This window comes from Pseudomonas sp. KCJK9058, assembly GCF_046230975.1.
Taxonomy (GTDB): Bacteria; Pseudomonadota; Gammaproteobacteria; order Pseudomonadales; family Pseudomonadaceae; genus Aquipseudomonas; species Aquipseudomonas alloputida.
On the sequence record NZ_JBJJLR010000011.1, the window covers coordinates 17,495 to 34,757 of the forward strand.

Below are 17,263 nucleotides of genomic sequence, written 5' to 3' on the forward strand. Positions count from 1 at the left end.
GGCCTTGCCGGTGTTCGCGGGCATGCCCGCTCCCACAGGGATCGCGCCAGCTTTTAGAAATTGAGCAAGACAGTTGCTCCCAAAGGTCGCGTCCTGGTCCAGATTGCGCTTGGCGAACGGCAGCGGCGGGCGGTGGTGGCGCAGTTGCTCAACGCTCGGTACTTGCGCGGTCTGTGGGAGCGGGCGAGCCCGCGAAGCAGCCACCGCGTTGCAGGGCACCGGCCTTGCCGGTGTTCGCGGGCATGCCCGCGCCCACAGAGGTCGCCTGCTGGTCCAGCTTGCGCTCGCCGGTTACACCATCGCCAACCGCTGCTTGCGCGTCGGTGCGGGGAACGCCCGGTCGATCGCCCGCAGGTCTTCACCGGTCAAGGTCAGCGCTCCCGCCGCCGCATTGAGCCGCACGTGCTCGGGCGCCACCGCCTTGGGGATGGCGATCACGCCGTCATCGCGGGTCACCCAGGCCAGGCAGACCTGGGCCGGTGTGGCGCCATGGCGCTCGGCGATTTCCGCCAGTACCGGGTGCTGCAACAAGCGCCCGGCCTGAGCCAGCGGGCAGTAGGCCATGGTTGGCAAGCCACGTTTTTCGCACCACGGTAGCAAGTCGAATTCGATGCCGCGCTGGGCCGGGTTATACAACACCTGGTTGGTGGCACAATCAGGGTTGTGCAGTTCGCGCAGGTCGTCGACGTCGAAGTTGGACACGCCCCAACGCTTGATCTTGCCCTGCTCGCGCAAGCGCTCGAAGCCTTCGACGGTTTCCTCCAGCGGGTGCTGACCACGCCAGTGCAGCAGGTACAGGTCGATGCAATCAGTGCCCAGGCGCGTGAGGCTGCGTTCGCAGGCAGCCGCCATGCCGCGCAGGCCGGCATTGTGCGGGTAGACCTTGCTGACCAGAAATACCCGGTCGCGGCGCCCGGCAATGGCTTGGCCAACGACCTCTTCTGCCCCCCCTTCGGCATACATCTCGGCGGTGTCGATCAGGTTCAGGCCCAGCTCGATGCCCTGTTGCAGCGCCGCGACTTCGGCAGCCTTGCGACCTGGGTCTTCGCCCATGTACCAGGTGCCTTGGCCGATGGCTGGAACACTCGTGCCTGCCAGATTTACGTAACGCATGTCACCTCCGGGATCCGGGTATTGGAAAGAAGCACCTCAAGCAGTGCCTGCGCTGCGGTGGAAAGCTTGTGCTCGCTGAGGGCAATCACGCCGATGCGCCGCTCGACAGTGGGCTCGACCAAGGTTACGCAGCGGGCACCCAGCTCCTGCATCTGGTTGATGCACAGCGCCGGCACAGCACTGACCCCCAGGCCGCTGGCCACCATGCGGCCGATGGTCGTCAGCTGGTGGCTTTCGAACGCGACTGCCAGCTTGCCGTGGCGGGCCGCCACATTCTGCTCCATCAGCAGGCGCACCGCCGAAGGGCGCTGCAGGGCCACGAAATCTTCGGCCATCAGCTGTGCCCAGCTGACCTGGGGCAGCAGCGCCAAGGGCGAGTCAGCGGCCACTACCGCAACGAAGCGGTCCATGTACAACGGGTGGAAGTCCAGCCCATCGATGTTATCCGGCTCGAAGCCGATGCCCAGTTCGACGCGGCGATGGCGTACCAGTTCCTGTACCTGTTCGTTGATCACGTCGTGCACCGTGACGTTGACCTTGGGGTAGCGCTGGCGAAACACCTTGAGCGCGTGGGGCAACAGGTTGCCGGCAAAAGCCGGCATGGCCGCCACTGACACACGGCCCAATTGCAGGGTAAAGCGCTGGCGCAGCATCTCTTCGGTGTCGTCCCAGTCGGCCAGCAGGCGGCGTGCCAGTGGCAGCAGCACTTCGCCTTCGGCAGTCAGGCTGACGCTGCGCGTGGTGCGGCTGAGCAGGGCGCCGCCGAGGTTTTCTTCCAGCGCCTTGATGGTCAGGCTCAGTGCCGGTTGCGAAACGTGCAGGTGTTCACCGGCCTGGGCGAAGCTCTGGTACTTGGCCACGGCGACAAAGGCGCGCAATTGTTTGACGTTCATGTCGGGCCTATCGTTTGTTTTGTAAAAATTATCAATCGATGACGAAAACAAAATTAACAAATCAGTCGCTTGCGGTGAAGATGTCTGCACACGCTCACCGACAGCCTCGTCGGTTAAACAACTACAAAAGGCGGATCAGCATGGCCGGACTGGACAAGCGCGTTGCAACCTATGAACAGGCCCTCGAAGGCCTGACCGACAACATGACGGTACTGGCCGGTGGTTTCGGCCTGTGCGGCATCCCGGAAAACCTTATCAGCGAAATCAAGCGGCGTGGCGTCAAGGGCCTGACCGTGGTTTCCAACAACTGCGGCGTTGACGGTTTTGGTCTGGGCGTGCTGCTGGAAGACCGGCAGATTCGCAAGATGATCGCCTCCTACGTGGGCGAAAACGCCGAGTTCGAACGCCAGTTGCTCAGTGGCGAGCTGGAAGTGGAACTGACCCCACAGGGCACCCTCGCCGAAAAAATGCGCGCAGGTGGTGCCGGCATTCCGGCGTTCTACACCGCCACCGGCTATGGCACCCCGGTTGCCGACGGCAAGGAAGTCCGCGAGTTCAAGGGCCGCAAGTACATCCTGGAAGAGTCCATCACCGGTGACTTCGCCATCGTCAAGGGCTGGAAGGCCGACCACTACGGCAACGTGGTGTACCGCAACACTGCGCAAAACTTCAACCCGCTGGCGGCCACCGCCGGCAAGATCACCGTGGTCGAAGTGGAAGAAATCGTCGAACCCGGCGTGTTGCTGCCAAGCGAAATCCACACCCCGGGCATCTACGTGGACCGTGTCATCGTCGGCACCTTCGAAAAACGTATCGAAAAGCGCACCGTCAAGGCCTGAGCGCCATCCACCCGAACAATAAAGAGATCCTGACCATGGCACTGACCCGCGAACAGATGGCGCAACGCGTTGCCCGTGAACTGAAGGACGGTTACTACGTCAATCTGGGCATCGGCATCCCCACCTTGGTGGCCAACTATGTACCCGCCGACATGGATGTGATGCTGCAATCGGAAAACGGCCTGCTCGGCATGGGCGAATTCCCCACCGAAAGCACTCTCGATGCCGACATGATCAATGCCGGCAAGCAAACGGTCACCGCCCGCCGCGGCGCCTCGATTTTCGATTCGGCACAATCGTTCGCCATGATCCGTGGCGGCCACGTCGACCTGACCGTACTGGGGGCTTTCGAGGTGGACGTGCAGGGCAACATCGCCTCGTGGATGATTCCGGGCAAGCTGGTCAAGGGCATGGGCGGGGCCATGGACCTGGTGGCCGGCGCCGACAACATCATCGTTACCATGACCCACGCCTCCAAGGACGGCGAGTCCAAGTTGCTGCCACAGTGCAGCCTGCCGTTGACCGGTGCAGGCTGCATCCGCAAGGTGCTGACCGACCTGGCCTACCTGGAAATCGAAGACGGCGCCTTCATCCTGCGCGAGACCGCGCCAGGGGTCAGCGTCGAGGAAATCATCGAGAAAACCGCCGGCAAACTGATCGTGCCGGATGATGTGAAGGAAATGACCTTCTAAGGCATGACGTGATCTCACCCTGTAGGCGCGGGTTGCCCCGCGAATGCGTCGGTACATTGACCGCCGCATTCGCGGGTCAACCCGTTCCCACAGGTTTTTTGCGTTGCCTGGCAATACCGCTTCATCCCATAAAACCAATAAAAGGAATTCAACCGTGGCCGCTGAAATTCAAGACAGCCGCTCCGCGCGCTTTGCCTTGCGCTGCTCCAACTGGGCTGAACGCTGGTTCCCCGACTCCTGGGTGTTCGCCGCGCTGGCGGTGCTGCTGGTGTGTATCGGCGCACTGGCCATGGGCGCCAAACCGACCGACACCGCCAAGGCGTTTGGCGACGGCTTCTGGAGCCTGATACCGTTCACCATGCAGATGGCCTTCGTGGTCATCGGCGGTTATGTGGTGGCCAGCTCGCCGCCCGCCGCGAGGCTGATCGATCGCCTGGCGCGCATCCCCGGCAATGGGCGCTCGGCAGTGTGCTGGGTAGCACTGATCTCGATGCTGGCCTCCTTGCTCAACTGGGGGCTGTCGCTGGTGTTTGGAGGTTTGTTGGTGCGCGCCCTGGCAAGGCGCACCGACCTGAAGATGGACTACCGCGCTGCGGGTGCGGCGGCTTACCTGGGCCTGGGTGCGGTGTGGGCGTTGGGCCTGTCATCCTCGGCGGCGCAGCTGCAGGCCAACCCGGCCAGCCTGCCACCTTCAATCCTGTCGATAACCGGGGTGATCCCGTTTACCGAAACCATCTTTCTCTGGCAGTCCGGCGTGATGTTGGCGGCACTGGTGGTGGTCTCGCTGGTGATCGCCTATGCCACCGCTCCGGGCCCGAACAGCGCACGTAGCGCAGAAGACTGCGGTGTCGACCCCAGCTTCACAGCGCCACCCGCGCCGCAACGCACGCGCCCGGGGGAGTGGCTGGAACACAGCCCGATCCTGATCCTGCTGTTGGTGGCCTTGGCTGCTGGCTGGCTGTATCAGGAGTTTGCGACAAAACCTGCGATTACCGCCATCTCGGGGCTCAACACCTACAACCTGTTGTTCATCATGCTCGGTGCTTTGCTGCACTGGCGCCCACGCAGCTTCCTTGACGCGGTGGCACGCGCGGTACCGACCACCACCGGTGTGCTCATCCAGTTCCCGCTGTATGGTTCGATCGCCGCTATCCTCACGCAGGTGAAGGGCGTCGATGAACAGACGCTGGCCCACCATATTTCACTGTTCTTCACCCAGATTGCCACCCATGACACGTATGCCGTGCTGATGGGCGTGTATTCGGCGGTGCTGGGCTTCTTCATCCCTTCAGGTGGCGGCAAGTGGATCATCGAGGCCCCTTACGTGATGCTGGTGGCCAACGACCTGCAGTACCACCTGGGGTGGGCCGTGCAGATCTACAACGCGGCCGAAGCTTTGCCGAACCTGATCAACCCGTTCTACATGCTGCCGCTGCTGGGCGTGCTGGGGCTCAAGGCGCGCGACCTGATCGGTTTCTCGTTCGTGCAATTGCTGGTGCATGTGCCGTTGGTGCTGGTGTTGCTCTGGGCGCTGGGTACAACGCTGCAGTACGTGCCGCCCGTGATGCCTTGATTCGAGGCCCCTGGAGACTTGGCGCCAGCTTTCAGACGCGTATCATGGCTGCCTCAGCCTGGGAAACCCGCGTCACATGTCTATCCGATTGAAACTGCTGCGTAAGAAACTGGGGATGACCCTGGAAATGCTGGCCGAAAAGACTGGCATGACCAAAAGCTACCTGTCCAAGGTCGAGCGCGGCCTCAACACGCCCTCGATCGCTGCGGCGCTGAAACTGGCGAGGGCACTGAACGTCAATGTAGAAGAGCTGTTCGCCGAAGAACAGCCCGGTCAGAGCCGCTACAGCCTGGTGCGCCGTACCGAGCGCCAGGCCTTGGTGGGCGATGGGCAAGGGCCGGGGTACGCGGCCCTCACCAGTCAGGTTGGCCAGCGCAGCCTGCTGCCGTTTCTGATTCAGCCGCCGTCCGAGTTCAGCGACCCCACGTTCAAGGAACACCAGGGCGAAGAGTTCCTGTTTGTTCACGCAGGCCAGGTGGAAGTGGATTTCATGAGTGAGCGGGTGTTGCTGGAGCAGGGCGACGCCCTGCATTTCAATGCCCAGACGCCGCACCGCCTGCGCTCGGTAGGTGCGACACCGGCGCAGTTACTGGTTGTGGTTCACCACGCAGACGAATGAAACCGCAGGGGGCAATCATGCCCCCACGTGTTCTCAGCTGTGAAACGCCATGGTCATCGCATCATCCCTCCCTTGCATAATCTGCATGCCGTTTTTTTGACGAATGCGCCCATCGCTCATTGAATTTTATTATGGTGTCGGATCATTGACGTAGTGTCATTGTGCCCATAAGCTCAAGTCAACAACGAAACAACTCCCGCAGCACAGCGCCAATAACTAATTGATTTTCCTGTTTTTAGGAGGGGAGTATGCGCACGACTCTGATAATCAAATCGATGTTCTTGCTGGTGATGCTAAGTGGTGCTGCCCGCGCAGCGGATTCGTATATAAATCAGAACAGTATCATTCCTGTTTCAACTGCAGGCTGGTTCTTTGCCTTTGCTGTGGTCGGTTTTGTTGCCGTTGCCAACCGCAGAAAGATCTGAGCCGTATACCGGGTCCTAAAGTGACCCCTTGCTGCGAGGCCACAAGCATGGCTTGTGAATTCTCCAACCGTTGCTATATTCCCAGTAGCCCGTAGGACCAACGTTTACAAGGCGTTGCAGCCACGTCTGCAGCGTCAAGGCAAGGGCCTCCAGGAAGGTCGAGGCCATCACGGCAGCTGTGCGCCGTGAAGCGGAGCGAGAGTTGGTGTGTTGTTCTCATTCAGTGCTCTTTGTCGGGCCATTTGGCCGGAGGGACCCTCATGGTGCGTTCAATGTTTGCCGCTTTCTGCATGCTGACGGTGTGGTCTGGCGCCGGTAACGCCGACCAGAGCAGTGCTGCCTACCTGCTCAGCCCCGGCGATGTGGTGATGGTATCGGTGTGGCAGGAAGACAGCCTGCGTCAAGAAGCCACCGTACTTCCCGATGGCAGTATCACCTTCCCCTTGGCCGGGCGCATCAATGTTGCCGGGCTGGATGTGACGGCAGTGGAAAAGCAGGTCGCTGCCAAACTCGAAAAATTCCTCCCCGACCCTAACGTCAGCGTTGTCGTCAAAAGCATTGCCGGCAACATGGTCTATGTACAGGGCAAAGTGATCAAGCCCGGGCCTGTGCAAATGGCAGGCCCCACGGCCGTATTGCAGGCGCTGAGCATGTCGGGCGGCCTGGACAAGTTTGCGGATGAAAGCGAAATCAAGGTGGTCCGCGGCACCGGTGCTTCCCAAAAGATCCTGCCCGTGCGATATAAGGACCTGGTGTCTGGGCGGGACATGTCCACCAACATCCAACTTCAGGCTGGCGATACGCTGGTCGTTCCTTGATCTTGCCTTTAATAAGAACATTTAATGCCTCTTCTTAGAACAACTCGCATTGCAACGGCAATCCTGGTCTTGCCGTTCACGGACGCGGTACTGGCGGCAAATTGGCAGTCTACGGTGGTGGTACCGACATCCGTCGAATACGACAGCAACCCATTGCTGTTGACCTCGGGGGAAAAGGGCATAACGCGCACGATCATCGCGCCGGATTACACCCTGATTGGTACTTTCGACCGTGACGAATTGAGGTTGGGGCTTGGCATGCATGTGCTGCGCTCGTCCGATACGGATATCGTCGATGACCGTGAAGACCCTGACATCAGCCTGGGTTGGCAGCGTACCACCGAGCGGGGGCGGTTCGGCCTGGTGGGGCGCTACAACGAAAGCTCGACATTGTCGGGGACAGTACTGGATACCGGGGTGATTACCACCGACGGTACGCAGAAGCTTTACACCTTGACTGGCAACTGGAGCCAGGCGGTGACCGAGCGCAGTACCTTGAGCAACGAAACCACCTACAGCCGTGCCCGTTATGACATCAGCACGCTGACGGGCTACGACGAACTGGCGAACGTCTTTACCTGGACTTACGCCTGGAGTGAGCGAGCTGACCTGTATACCCGTTTTGGTGCCCGGCGCTATGAGCCAGAACAGGACCTTACCGCGACCGCTTCCAACAGCTACACCCCGGCAGTCGGCATCAAATACCAGCTTGCCGAAGGCTTGAGCGCCGATGCCCATGTTGGCGTCAACCAAGTGTCAGGTGATGACGGCGGCCGGCGCGGGGAGGGTGGTGTTGCGCTGCTTTACACCGGCCCGCGTGCCGACGCCAGCTTTACCGCCGAGCGCAGCACGGTAGCAAGCGCCGAAGGCGGCTTCGCCGAGCTGGACCAGGTGCGTGGTGTGTGGAGCTATGCGCTGACCGAGTTGTCCCGGGTCGGTGCCGACGCCGCGTGGCAAGACAGCAAAGGGCAGTCGCCCAACACGCTGCAGACTTACAGCGTATGGGCCAGCCGCCAGTTTTCGCCTTACTGGGACCTGCGCCTGTCGCTGATGTACAAGGAACGGCAGCAGGACCATGTACCGGATGCGACCGCTACGATCGTTGGTTTGACGTTGACGTACAGGTACCCCGACATCTGAACTGCAGGCAGGTGGCCCTATGAAGTCTGACTACGAGCTCTCCCTCAGAGATTACATCGCCATTATCAAGGACAGGGCCCTGGTGTTAGGGGTGAGTGCCGCAGTCATTCTCGCCGCGACCGTGGCCGTCGCGCTGATGGTGCCGCCGATCTATCAGTCGACCGGCACCATTCTGGTGGAGTCGCAGCAGATTTCGCCTGAGCTGGTGTCGACCAACAACACCAGTTTTGCCGATGAGCGCATCGAGGTGATCCGCCAACGGGTGATGACCCGCGACAACCTGCTGCGCATCATCGGCAAGTACGAGCTCTTCGCCGACAAGCGCTTCAGCGAAAGCGACAAGATCGACCAGATGCGCAACGCGATCGTGGTCGAAACCCTTACCACCTTCGTGCGCGGTCGTGGTGAGGCGACCGTGGCGTTCAATGTGTCGTTCGAGCACAAACAGGCACAAGTAGCCAAGGAAGTCGCCGATGAACTGGTGACGCTGTTCCTCAACGAAAACCTCAAGCAGCGCACCGAGCGGGCCAACGAAACCACCGAATTCCTCACCCAGGAAGCCAATAAGCTGGGTGCCGAGCTGGCCACCCTGGAAAATCAGCTGGCCGATTTCAAGCAGGCCCATGCCAATGCCTTGCCCGAGCACCAGACCCTGCGGATGAACATGCTGTCGCGGGCGGAGCTGGAATTCCGTGAGGTCGACCGTGACTACAAGGCTGCCCAGGAGGAGCTGCGCTACCTTGAGCTGGAGCTGTCTGCGGCCAATGCCGGCCTTGCCACCAAGGCTGCCGAGGGCACCCGGCCAACCCGTGCCGACCAGCCCGAGGACCTGCCAAGCCTGAAAGCCGAATACGCGCAGCTGCTGACCCGTTACAAGGATGCCCACCCGGATGTAGTGTCGGTCAAACGCAAGATACAGGCACTCGAAGCCAGTGGGGGGAGCACTGCGGCCGTGTCCACGGTCAGCCTCGACGCGGCCCGTGTTCGCGCCAAGATGAGCGCCGCCCAGGTGCGTATTGCCTCGCTGGCAGAACAAAAGCGTGAGCTGACCCGGAAAATGGAAGGCTACGAAGCCGAGATCCTCGAGGCGCCGCAAGTCGAGCGTGGTCTGGTGACCTTGATGCGTGACCACGACAACGCGCGCAAGAAATACGAAGAGATTCGTGCCAAGGAAATGGGCGCAAAGATTACCGAAAGCCTCGAGCAGGAAAACAAGGCTGAACGCTTTGTGCTGCTGGAGCCTCCTCTGTTGCCTGAGAAGCCGATCAAGCCTAACCGCAAGAAAATCGCTGCGCTGGGTCTGGTGCTGGCACCGGCCGGTGGCGGGGCGTTGGTGATGCTGCTGGAAATGCTCAATCAGCGCGTGCGTGGCGTTGGTGCCCTGGAAAGTCTGCTGGGCAAACGGGTACTGGTGGCACTGCCTTATATCGATACCCGGGCCGACGTGGCTCGACGCAAGCGCTGGCGCAATCGCCTGATCCTGGCGGCACTGGCGTTGGCAGCTATCATGATAGGGCTGGTGCACGTGTTCTACATGCCACTGGATGTGCTGTTGTACAAAGTCATGTCTCGGTTTGTATAGGGAAAGCAGTGATGGACAGGATCAAGCCGGCTGTTGGCAACAATATTCATCAGGTTACCCCGGGTACCCCCCAGGCACTGTCTCCCGCCCCTGGTACGGCGCTGGCCGAAGTGCCGGGTCAGTTCGATTACGTGAACACCAAGGTGGTGCCGCTGCGTGCAGACCACCTGGAGCGTAACCGCATCGTGGCGTACAACAAGAACTCCAACATGAACGGGCCGATCGACCTGTTGCGTACGCAGGTGCTCAGGGCCATGGACGAGAACGGCTGGCGTACCTTGGCCATCACCTCGCCAACGCCGGAAGCGGGCAAGACAATGCTGGCGATCAACCTGGCCATGAGTATTGCCCACCACACCACCAAGACTGCGTTGCTGGTGGACTTCGACCTGCGTCGGCCCAAGGTCGGCAGTTACCTGGGGCTGCCCATGGAGCAGGCACTGAACGAGTTTCTGACGGACAAGGCCGAGTTGCAGGACTGTCTGGTCAACCCCACCTTGCCGCGCTTCGTGGTGCTGCCAACGCGGGTACCCGTGCCTCTGTCGACCGAGATGCTGTCCTCGCCCAAGGTGAACAACCTGATTGGCGATTTGCGCAACCGCTACGAATCGCGCATCTGCATTTTCGATTTGCCACCGCTGCTCAGCTCGGACGATGCGATCACCGTGATGCCCAAGTTCGACTGCGTATTGCTGGTGGTGGCCAACGGGATGAACAACAAGAAGGAAATCGAGGATTGCCTGCATCACCTGGCCACGGTGAACCTGATCGGGACAGTGTTGAACAAGGCTGACGAACAGCCGCGCACCTATTACTGAGCCTTCTGGCAATGCGCCTGTAGGCGCAGCCTTGTGCTGCGCCTACAGGAAGCCGAGGGCAACTCAGCGCTCCCAGGGATACTGTAACTCCCATTGCCACGCATGCCGCACAATCTGCTCCAATGAGGCGAATGCCGGGCGCCAGCCCAGCACCTGCATGGCTTTGCTCGCATCCGCCACCAGCCGTGGCGGGTCGCCGGCGCGACGCGGTGCGTCAAGGGCATTGATCTGTCGCCCGGTCACTGCCCGGGCCGTATCGATCACCTGCTGCACCGAAAAGCCCAGGCCATTGCCCAGGTTGAACGCGGCACGCTCGCCACCGTCCAGTAAATAATCCACTGCCAGTGCATGGGCCGCCGCCAGGTCTGCCACATGCACGTAGTCGCGTATGCAGGTGCCATCCGGTGTGTCGTAGTCGCGACCAAACACTGTCACCGCCTCACGCCGGCCAGATGCAGCCTGCAGGATCAAGGGGATCAGATGGGTTTCCGGTTCATGACGCTCGCCTAGCTGGCCTTCCGGGTCAGCGCCCGCTGCATTGAAATAGCGCAGGCATACCGACTTCAAACCATAGGCCCGGTCGAAGTCCTCAAGAATCTGCTCGACCATCCATTTGCTCAACCCGTACGGGTTGATCGGTCCCTTGGTGTGCGCTTCATCGATCGGCACGTACTGCGGGTTGCCGTAAACGGCGGCACTCGAAGAAAACACCAGGTGCCTGATGCCGGCATTGACCATGGCCTGCAGCAGGGAAAGGGTGGCTGCGACGTTGTTCTGGTAGTACTTGCCGGGTGCACTGACCGACTCGCCCACTTGAATGAACGAGGCGAAGTGAAACACCGCATCGAAGCGGCACACGCCAAACAGCACATCCAGTGCGGCTTCGTCGGCGATGTCGAGCTTGGCCCACTGGATACCGGGGCCAGGTGAGACCAGGTCCGCCACCAGCACTTCATGGCCGGCGGCGAGCAGGTGCTTGACCATGTGCGAGCCAATGTAGCCTGCACCACCCACAACCAGATATTTCATCCCCACCTCCTGGAATCTGCTGTTTACAGACGCAGTGAACACTCCCTGACACGTGCAGGTGGGATGATCAGCTACAGGTGACCTGAGCGTAGATGGCCATATGCTCTATTTCAAGAATAGCCAATTGGACATGTAGGTTCCGTCGAAGGTAATGGTGTATTGCCCTTCCTTGTAGGCCACCGGCAGCGGTTTCAGCTGCTCCCGTGCATCGCGGGCGAACAGTTTCAGGCCGGCGGGTGCCTTGATGTCCAGGCGGCCTTCAAGGGGCTCGACATTGAACGGCGTCTTGTCATCGGCCTTGGGCATGGCACGGGTGCCCAGAGACAGCAGAAGCTCGCGCGACTGGCCCAGTGGCTTGCCGTCCAGGCTCTGGACCACGACGCTGGCGTAAGGCGTTTTCGCTTGTATCTGAATGGCACCCAGGTTGACCGGGCGGCCGCCCAGCCAGCCGCTGGCGGCCTGGGTCAGTGGCGTGTCGATGGTGTAGATGCCTTGTTGCCAGTTGCGCCTGAGCTCGCCCGTATCGGTCACCGACTCGGTGGCATCGGCGGCCAGCAGCGATTGCCCCGGGTCATGCAGCACCTGCGCGCCTGCCGGGATGGGCGCGGGTTTTAGCCAGGGCAATTGCGGCGTGTGTGGCAGGGCGATCTGCAACTGGCCCTTTTCCATGGCCGTGCGCAACAGCGGTGAGTTACGCGGGGTGATTTCCTGGTTGTACAGGGTGTCTGGTGTCGGTGCGAACACGTAGCGAGTGGTGGCGGGTTTCACGTCCGCACGGCGATAGAGCAGGGCAGCGGCGGGTAGGGTGGCGATCATCGACGGGTCGTTGTACGCGTGCCAGTTGTCCGCCGTGCGCCAACCTGGGTTGAATGCTTGTTGGCTGTAGGCGTATTGCAGCATGGCGTCCCAGCCTTGGTGGCTGGCAGTGCCGGCGATGTAAATGGGTAGCGAGTGACGGTCCGGCAGCGGGAAGGGCTCGGCGTTCCACTCGGTGACGGTCAGCGGTTTGCCGACGACCTGGGCGGCAGCAATCCAGTCGATCATGCCGTCGCTGGTCAGCGGGTTCTTCTCCAATTGGCCTGCGTCGCCGTAGCTGTGGGCGTCGATGACATCACCAACGCTCAGTGCCGGCAGTGCGCTAAGCCCATTGCCGCCCCAGGTGCTGGTGGTCGCAATGGGGACTTTCACGCCCACGCTGCGCAAGTGGGCGATCATGTCGGCATTGAAGCGTTGTTCCAGCTCGTTGAGCAACAGCTTCGACGGCCCATGCTCCCAGGCACGCCAGGTCAGGTCGGCGGGCAGGTCAAACTGTTTGGCAAAGGCCTTGGCTGCGGTCATGTAGCGCTCGCTGTGGCGCGGTACATCCTTGTTCGGCATCAGGGCGTTGCCGTAATGCTGGGTCAGGTCATTCTCGTTGGTGATCAGCACGGCGGCGATGGCCGGGTCGTCCTTGTAGGCCAGGCCCGTGTATTCGTTCACATGGGTCAGGTACTGCTCGGCGAAGCGTTTCATCGCTTGCTGGATACTGTCGTTCACGTAGGCGTAACCCTTCAGGTCGACGCGACCATCCTTCTCGGGCAGCTCCTTGAAGTCTTCGATATTGTCGTTGGCGGTAAACGCACGCTGCACATGCATGTCCAGCCAGATGTAGATGCCTTCGTCCTTGAGTGACTTGATCCACAGGTCGAGCTTGCGCAGCGATTCGGTGCTGAGCTGCTGGGTATCGCGCACCAAGGTGCCGTCGCCAAATACGTTGGGGCTGACCCAGGGCGAGTCGTGGTGATGCAGGCGCACCAGGTTGAAACCCAGTGCCGAGAGGCGTTTGGCCTGTTGGCGTATTTCGTCGTCGGGGCTTTTGAACAGCGAGTAGGCCGACAGGTTGGTGCCCCAGAAGCGTATTGGGGTGTTGTCGGCGAACATCAACTGGTCGCCGACCGCCTTGACGAAGCCACGCTTGCCGGCGGGTTTTTCCGCTGCGTTGAGGAACGACAGGTCCACCGGCGAGGTGCGCCAGTCCAGTTGGTCATCAGGCCACTTGGCGGGGTCTGCCAGGCCGAAGCGCTCGGTGGGCGTCGGGCCGAGTTCGATGTCGCCGGTCACGTTGAGCACAGCCTTGAGCTGCTGGCGGCCGGCGCTGATCGGGTCCTTGTAGAGGAATGCGCGCAGCTCGGACGGGTTGCCGCGCTCGAAATAGACCTTGGCCAGTGGCGGGTCGAAGCGCATTTCGATGCGGCGACCCTGGTCGGCCTTGCCCCACGTCCAGCCGCGGTTGTCGGGCAGCAACTGCGGGGCCCCCATGTCGCCGGCGATTTGTGCCGGATCGAACTGGAACACCATGCCGCCACCCATGACACCGTTCTGGCGGCTGTGGGCGTCGAGGTCGAAGGCCCAGCTCAGGGTTTGTGCCTGTTCCTTACGGATGTCAGCCTGCAGGTCGAAGTCCAGTTCCTTGTTCTTGCCCCGCAGCGTGTAGTGGTAAGGGCCATTGACCTTGAAGTCGGTATAGAAACCGGTCCAGCTCCAGTTGGCAGCCCAGAAATCGAATTTGGCCTTCATGACCGGGCCACCGCCGTGTGTCACGGTAGGCAAGCCATTTTGCTCATTGACACTGATCTGCCAGTCTGAAGCCCCGCTGGCCAGCGGCAGCAGGGCCAGGCCGGCAATGGCCGAAAGGCGCACGTAATGACGCAGGGACAGCCTATTCATGAGCATTACCTGGGTTGTAGGTCGGGTTCTGCCAGCTCAACGGCCGGGCTGTTGTGCAGGCGGCGAACCATCTGGATGTAGGCCACGCCCAGCCCTGCGATAGACCAGTACACCACCGGGATGAAGGTGATGCTGCTGACGGTGAAGATGATGACCAGAATGCCGATCAGCGTTGCCAGCAACACCCGGCCGAGCTGTCGTCGTTCGTCATCCTTGTCGGCAAAACTGAGCATGGCCCTGCGGATACCCAGCAGCAGCACGGCAAAGAACGCCACGAACAGGCCTAGCCCGACCAGGCCGGCCCGCAGCGCCAGGTTGATGTAGGTGTTGACGATATCGATGATGCCCTCGCCCTGGATCATCGCCTGCATTTCGGGTGTGTTACGGAAATCGAAGGAGCCGAACAATGGGTTGCGCTGGATGACGATCCAGGCGTTGTCCATCAGCCGCTCGCGGTAGGTGATGTTCTCTTTCTCGATGCTGCCGATGTACGGCAACAGGTCCAGCACCTTGTCGCCGCCAGGCACGACAGTCAGCAAGGGCAACGCCAGCATGCCAGCCGCACCCAGCAGCGCCAGGCGCTTGACGGCGCCTTTGCCCAGGGCAATGAACACCACCACGATGACCACGGCGCCGATCCACGGGCCACGCGACAATGGCGCGAACAGCCCGGCGGCCAGCAGCAGGGCGCCCATGGCCCTGTGCAGCGGGCGTTGCACATAGCCTTGCACGAACAGGAACAGGCCGATGGCCACGCTCATTACGTAACCCAGTACAATCGCCTGGCCGGTGGTGACGCTCGCCCGCAGCGCACCGCCGCGGCTCAGGTAGCCGGACATGCTCCATGGCACGCCCATGGCGTCGACCAGGGCGCTGTACAGTAACCAGTGGCGCACATACTCGGCCACAGCGATCAGCGCCATGACGAAAGAGGCGAGTACGAAGGCCAGCAGGGTGTCCTTGAAGTCGCTGATCTGACGCAGGCCACGGCTGGCCACGTAATACGGCAGGAGTACGTCGACATACAGGTACAGCGCCTGGCGCAGCGTGTCGGTAGGCGTGGTTTCGCGTAAATAGAGCACGCTCAGCAACAGCAGGCCGGCCGCCAGCAATTTATCAGCCCAGGTGCGGCCAAAGCGCAGGGTGTCACCCTGGCGGCGCAGGTGCAGCGCGGCCGGCAGCAGCACGCACAGGCTCAGCAGGCGAATATGGTTCAGGTCGACCAGGTAATTGACCACGCCAAACCCGGGCACCTGCACCGACGCTGGCGGGATCAGGAACAGCAGCATGTAGAACAGCGCCATGGGGTTGTGCTCGCGGCGCCCGGCCAGCAACAGGACGACCGCGCCCACGCCCAGGTACAGCCAGAAGCTGTGCGAGAAAAAAGCCAGCAGGGTCAGCAGGAACCACAGATTGCGCCGGCGCTTGTAGTCGCTGAGCGGAATCAGGTCGGTGGCAGGCCGGCGCGCCATCAGGAAGACCACGCTCGCCAAAAACAGGATGACGATCAACGCACGAAAATGTTCAGGCATCGGCTATGTACACCTTTCCTTCGGTGGGCAACGGCTAGCATCGTGGCTAATTGAAACTATAGTGACTTTTAGCCAATCAGTCAGAGATTGAAGTCATGCCGTCGATTGATGTGTCAGCCGCCGCGAGCCTGCGCAAGCGGGCCCTGAGGGCCGGTTCATGGAACCTGGTCTCGCAGGTGGCTTCACAGGTGATGCGCCTGGGCGGCAATCTGATCATGGCCCGCTTGCTGCTGCCGGAAATGTTCGGCGTGATGGTCATTGCCACCACTGTTTCGATACTGCTGCATTTGCTTTCCGATGTCGGCCTGCGCCAGAACATCATCCAGAGCCACCGTGGTGACGATCCAGATTTTCTCAATACCGCCTGGACCGTGCAGATCATCCGCGGTTTCCTGCTGTTTGCCCTTACCCTGCTGCTGGCCCTGGGGGCCTGGTTGGCACAACTGGCTGAGCTGTGGCCGGCAGACTCTACTTATGCCGCGCCGGTACTGCCGATGGTACTGGCGGTCACCGGCCTGTCGGCGGTCATCTGGGGTTTCCAGTCCACCAAGATAGATGTGGCGGTACGAACTTTCCAACAAAAGCGCGTGGTGCTGGTCGACCTTGCCTCGCAGGTGGCTGGCCTGGTGGTGATGCTGGTGCTGGGCTTGCTGACCCATTCGATCTGGGCGCTGGTGTTATCAGGCCTGGTTTCGGCGGTCGTCTGGACCGTGTTGGGGCACACCGCCCTGGAGGGGCCCACCAACCACCTGCGCTGGGACCGTTCGGCGCTGACCGAGTTGATCGTGTTTGGCCGTTGGATCCTGTTGTCGTCGATGGTCGGCGTACTGGCGATGTACGGCGACCGCATATGGTTTGGCGCCAGCATGTCGGCGGCGCAACTGGGTGTGTATTCGATCGCCGTGCTGATCCTGGGTGCGGTGCAGACCGCGCTCATGAAAATTGTCGGCGCGGTGGCGCTGCCTGCTTTCAGCGAGGCGGCCAGGGCCGACGACAAGCCGCGCCTGAAAGCGCTGTATTTCCGTTTTCGGCTGCTGGTCGACCTGCTGGTGCTGTTCATTTGTGGCGGTTTCCTGACCGCCAGCCCGCTGCTGATCGGCTGGATGTATGACGATCGCTACCGCGAAGCCGGGCCGATGCTGGCGATTCTCTCGCTATCGTTCATCGTATTGCGCTATACCTTGGCTCATCAGGTGTGGATTGCCTTGGGCCTGACCAAGTACCAGGCCATGGACAACATTATCCGCCTGGTCTCGTTATGGGGGCTGTTGCCGCTACTACTGGCAATTGGCGGGGTGGAGTGGGCGATCTGGGGGGTTGCCCTGCATGCTGTGCCAACGCTTGTGCTGGTTGTGTATGTGAACTGCAAACTGGATATCTTCAGCCTCAAACGTGAGCTGATGGTCCTGCCGATGTTGCTGGTCGGGGCGCTGTGCGGGGCACTGTTGACGGCCTTTTTCAACTGGCTGTAGCGCAGTTTGCTG

Annotated in this window: 15 protein-coding genes; 10 read left to right on the forward strand and 5 right to left on the reverse strand. The window is 61.2% G+C overall.

The features are described 5' to 3' along the window. Positions 1-291: 291 nt before the first annotated feature. On the reverse strand, positions 292-1,113 hold the full coding sequence (locus tag ACK59Z_RS08865; RefSeq protein ID WP_012052390.1) for an aldo/keto reductase: 822 nt from the start codon (positions 1,111-1,113) through the stop codon (positions 292-294). Further along, the gene (locus ACK59Z_RS08870; protein ID WP_004374224.1) at positions 1,101-2,006 is read right to left on the reverse strand and encodes a LysR family transcriptional regulator; all 906 of its coding nucleotides are present in this window, start codon (positions 2,004-2,006) and stop codon (positions 1,101-1,103) included. The genes ACK59Z_RS08865 and ACK59Z_RS08870 overlap by 13 nt, the downstream gene beginning before the upstream one ends. A 140-nt stretch (positions 2,007-2,146) precedes the next feature. On the opposite strand from ACK59Z_RS08870, the gene ACK59Z_RS08875 reads away from it, so the two are divergent. The 9 genes from ACK59Z_RS08875 to ACK59Z_RS08915 all read left to right on the forward strand — a co-directional run bounded on the left by ACK59Z_RS08875 (position 2,147) and on the right by ACK59Z_RS08915 (position 10,512). Continuing rightward, entirely contained in the window at positions 2,147-2,845 is a 699-nt protein-coding gene (locus ACK59Z_RS08875) for a CoA transferase subunit A (RefSeq protein WP_004374230.1), read from the forward strand. A gap of 35 nt (positions 2,846-2,880) precedes the next feature. Further along, positions 2,881-3,537, forward strand: a complete 657-nt coding sequence (locus tag ACK59Z_RS08880; protein ID WP_004576290.1) for a CoA transferase subunit B — start codon at positions 2,881-2,883, stop codon at positions 3,535-3,537. 154 nt (positions 3,538-3,691) lie between these two features. After that, positions 3,692-5,110 (forward strand): short-chain fatty acid transporter, encoded by a 1,419-nt coding sequence (locus ACK59Z_RS08885; RefSeq protein WP_004576289.1) that lies wholly within the window; start codon positions 3,692-3,694, stop codon positions 5,108-5,110. Between the two features lie 76 nt (positions 5,111-5,186). Then, positions 5,187-5,729, forward strand: coding sequence for a helix-turn-helix domain-containing protein (locus ACK59Z_RS08890; protein ID WP_004374236.1), 543 nt, complete (start codon positions 5,187-5,189; stop codon positions 5,727-5,729). Positions 5,730-5,977: 248 nt separating this feature from the next. After that, positions 5,978-6,154, forward strand: coding sequence for an EPS-associated small membrane protein EppA (gene eppA, locus ACK59Z_RS08895; RefSeq protein WP_004374238.1), 177 nt, complete (start codon positions 5,978-5,980; stop codon positions 6,152-6,154). Between the two features lie 260 nt (positions 6,155-6,414). Beyond that, positions 6,415-6,972, forward strand: coding sequence for a polysaccharide biosynthesis/export family protein (locus ACK59Z_RS08900; RefSeq protein WP_004374240.1), 558 nt, complete (start codon positions 6,415-6,417; stop codon positions 6,970-6,972). A 24-nt stretch (positions 6,973-6,996) separates the two neighbouring features. After that, positions 6,997-8,112, forward strand: a complete 1,116-nt coding sequence (locus tag ACK59Z_RS08905) for a hypothetical protein (RefSeq protein WP_019751669.1) — start codon at positions 6,997-6,999, stop codon at positions 8,110-8,112. Positions 8,113-8,131: 19 nt separating this feature from the next. Then, entirely contained in the window at positions 8,132-9,694 is a 1,563-nt protein-coding gene (locus tag ACK59Z_RS08910; protein WP_019751668.1) for a Wzz/FepE/Etk N-terminal domain-containing protein, read from the forward strand. Between the two features lie 11 nt (positions 9,695-9,705). Further along, positions 9,706-10,512, forward strand: a complete 807-nt coding sequence (locus ACK59Z_RS08915) for a CpsD/CapB family tyrosine-protein kinase (RefSeq protein WP_004374244.1) — start codon at positions 9,706-9,708, stop codon at positions 10,510-10,512. A gap of 63 nt (positions 10,513-10,575) precedes the next feature. On the opposite strand, the gene galE is transcribed toward ACK59Z_RS08915, so the two are convergent. The 3 genes from galE to ACK59Z_RS08930 all read right to left on the reverse strand — a co-directional run bounded on the left by galE (position 10,576) and on the right by ACK59Z_RS08930 (position 15,779). Further along, positions 10,576-11,541 carry a UDP-glucose 4-epimerase GalE gene (gene galE, locus ACK59Z_RS08920; protein WP_012052384.1) on the reverse strand — a complete coding sequence of 322 codons (966 nt, stop codon included), beginning with the start codon at positions 11,539-11,541 and terminating at the stop codon, positions 10,576-10,578. Between the two features lie 105 nt (positions 11,542-11,646). Next, positions 11,647-14,247 (reverse strand): glycosyl hydrolase family 5, encoded by a 2,601-nt coding sequence (locus ACK59Z_RS08925; RefSeq protein ID WP_409292831.1) that lies wholly within the window; start codon positions 14,245-14,247, stop codon positions 11,647-11,649. A gap of 5 nt (positions 14,248-14,252) precedes the next feature. Then, entirely contained in the window at positions 14,253-15,779 is a 1,527-nt protein-coding gene (locus tag ACK59Z_RS08930) for an O-antigen ligase (RefSeq protein ID WP_004374249.1), read from the reverse strand. A 95-nt stretch (positions 15,780-15,874) separates the two neighbouring features. Here ACK59Z_RS08930 and ACK59Z_RS08935 point away from each other — a divergent pair, with 95 nt between their 5' ends. Next, the gene (locus ACK59Z_RS08935) at positions 15,875-17,251 is read left to right on the forward strand and encodes an oligosaccharide flippase family protein (RefSeq protein ID WP_064328556.1); all 1,377 of its coding nucleotides are present in this window, start codon (positions 15,875-15,877) and stop codon (positions 17,249-17,251) included. The last annotated feature ends 12 nt before the right edge of the window (positions 17,252-17,263 follow it).

Coding starts and splice junctions, on each gene's coding strand:
- ACK59Z_RS08865 (WP_012052390.1), bottom strand. CDS start 1,113: ATGCGTTACGTAAATCTGGCAGGCACGAGTGTTCCAGCCATCGGCCAA.
- ACK59Z_RS08870 (WP_004374224.1), bottom strand. CDS start 2,006: ATGAACGTCAAACAATTGCGCGCCTTTGTCGCCGTGGCCAAGTACCAG.
- ACK59Z_RS08875 (WP_004374230.1), top strand. CDS start 2,147: ATGGCCGGACTGGACAAGCGCGTTGCAACCTATGAACAGGCCCTCGAA.
- ACK59Z_RS08880 (WP_004576290.1), top strand. CDS start 2,881: ATGGCACTGACCCGCGAACAGATGGCGCAACGCGTTGCCCGTGAACTG.
- ACK59Z_RS08890 (WP_004374236.1), top strand. CDS start 5,187: ATGTCTATCCGATTGAAACTGCTGCGTAAGAAACTGGGGATGACCCTG.
- eppA (WP_004374238.1), top strand. CDS start 5,978: ATGCGCACGACTCTGATAATCAAATCGATGTTCTTGCTGGTGATGCTA.
- ACK59Z_RS08900 (WP_004374240.1), top strand. CDS start 6,415: ATGGTGCGTTCAATGTTTGCCGCTTTCTGCATGCTGACGGTGTGGTCT.
- ACK59Z_RS08905 (WP_019751669.1), top strand. CDS start 6,997: ATGCCTCTTCTTAGAACAACTCGCATTGCAACGGCAATCCTGGTCTTG.
- ACK59Z_RS08910 (WP_019751668.1), top strand. CDS start 8,132: ATGAAGTCTGACTACGAGCTCTCCCTCAGAGATTACATCGCCATTATC.
- ACK59Z_RS08915 (WP_004374244.1), top strand. CDS start 9,706: ATGGACAGGATCAAGCCGGCTGTTGGCAACAATATTCATCAGGTTACC.
- galE (WP_012052384.1), bottom strand. CDS start 11,541: ATGAAATATCTGGTTGTGGGTGGTGCAGGCTACATTGGCTCGCACATG.
- ACK59Z_RS08925 (WP_409292831.1), bottom strand. CDS start 14,247: ATGAATAGGCTGTCCCTGCGTCATTACGTGCGCCTTTCGGCCATTGCC.
- ACK59Z_RS08930 (WP_004374249.1), bottom strand. CDS start 15,779: ATGCCTGAACATTTTCGTGCGTTGATCGTCATCCTGTTTTTGGCGAGC.
- ACK59Z_RS08935 (WP_064328556.1), top strand. CDS start 15,875: ATGCCGTCGATTGATGTGTCAGCCGCCGCGAGCCTGCGCAAGCGGGCC.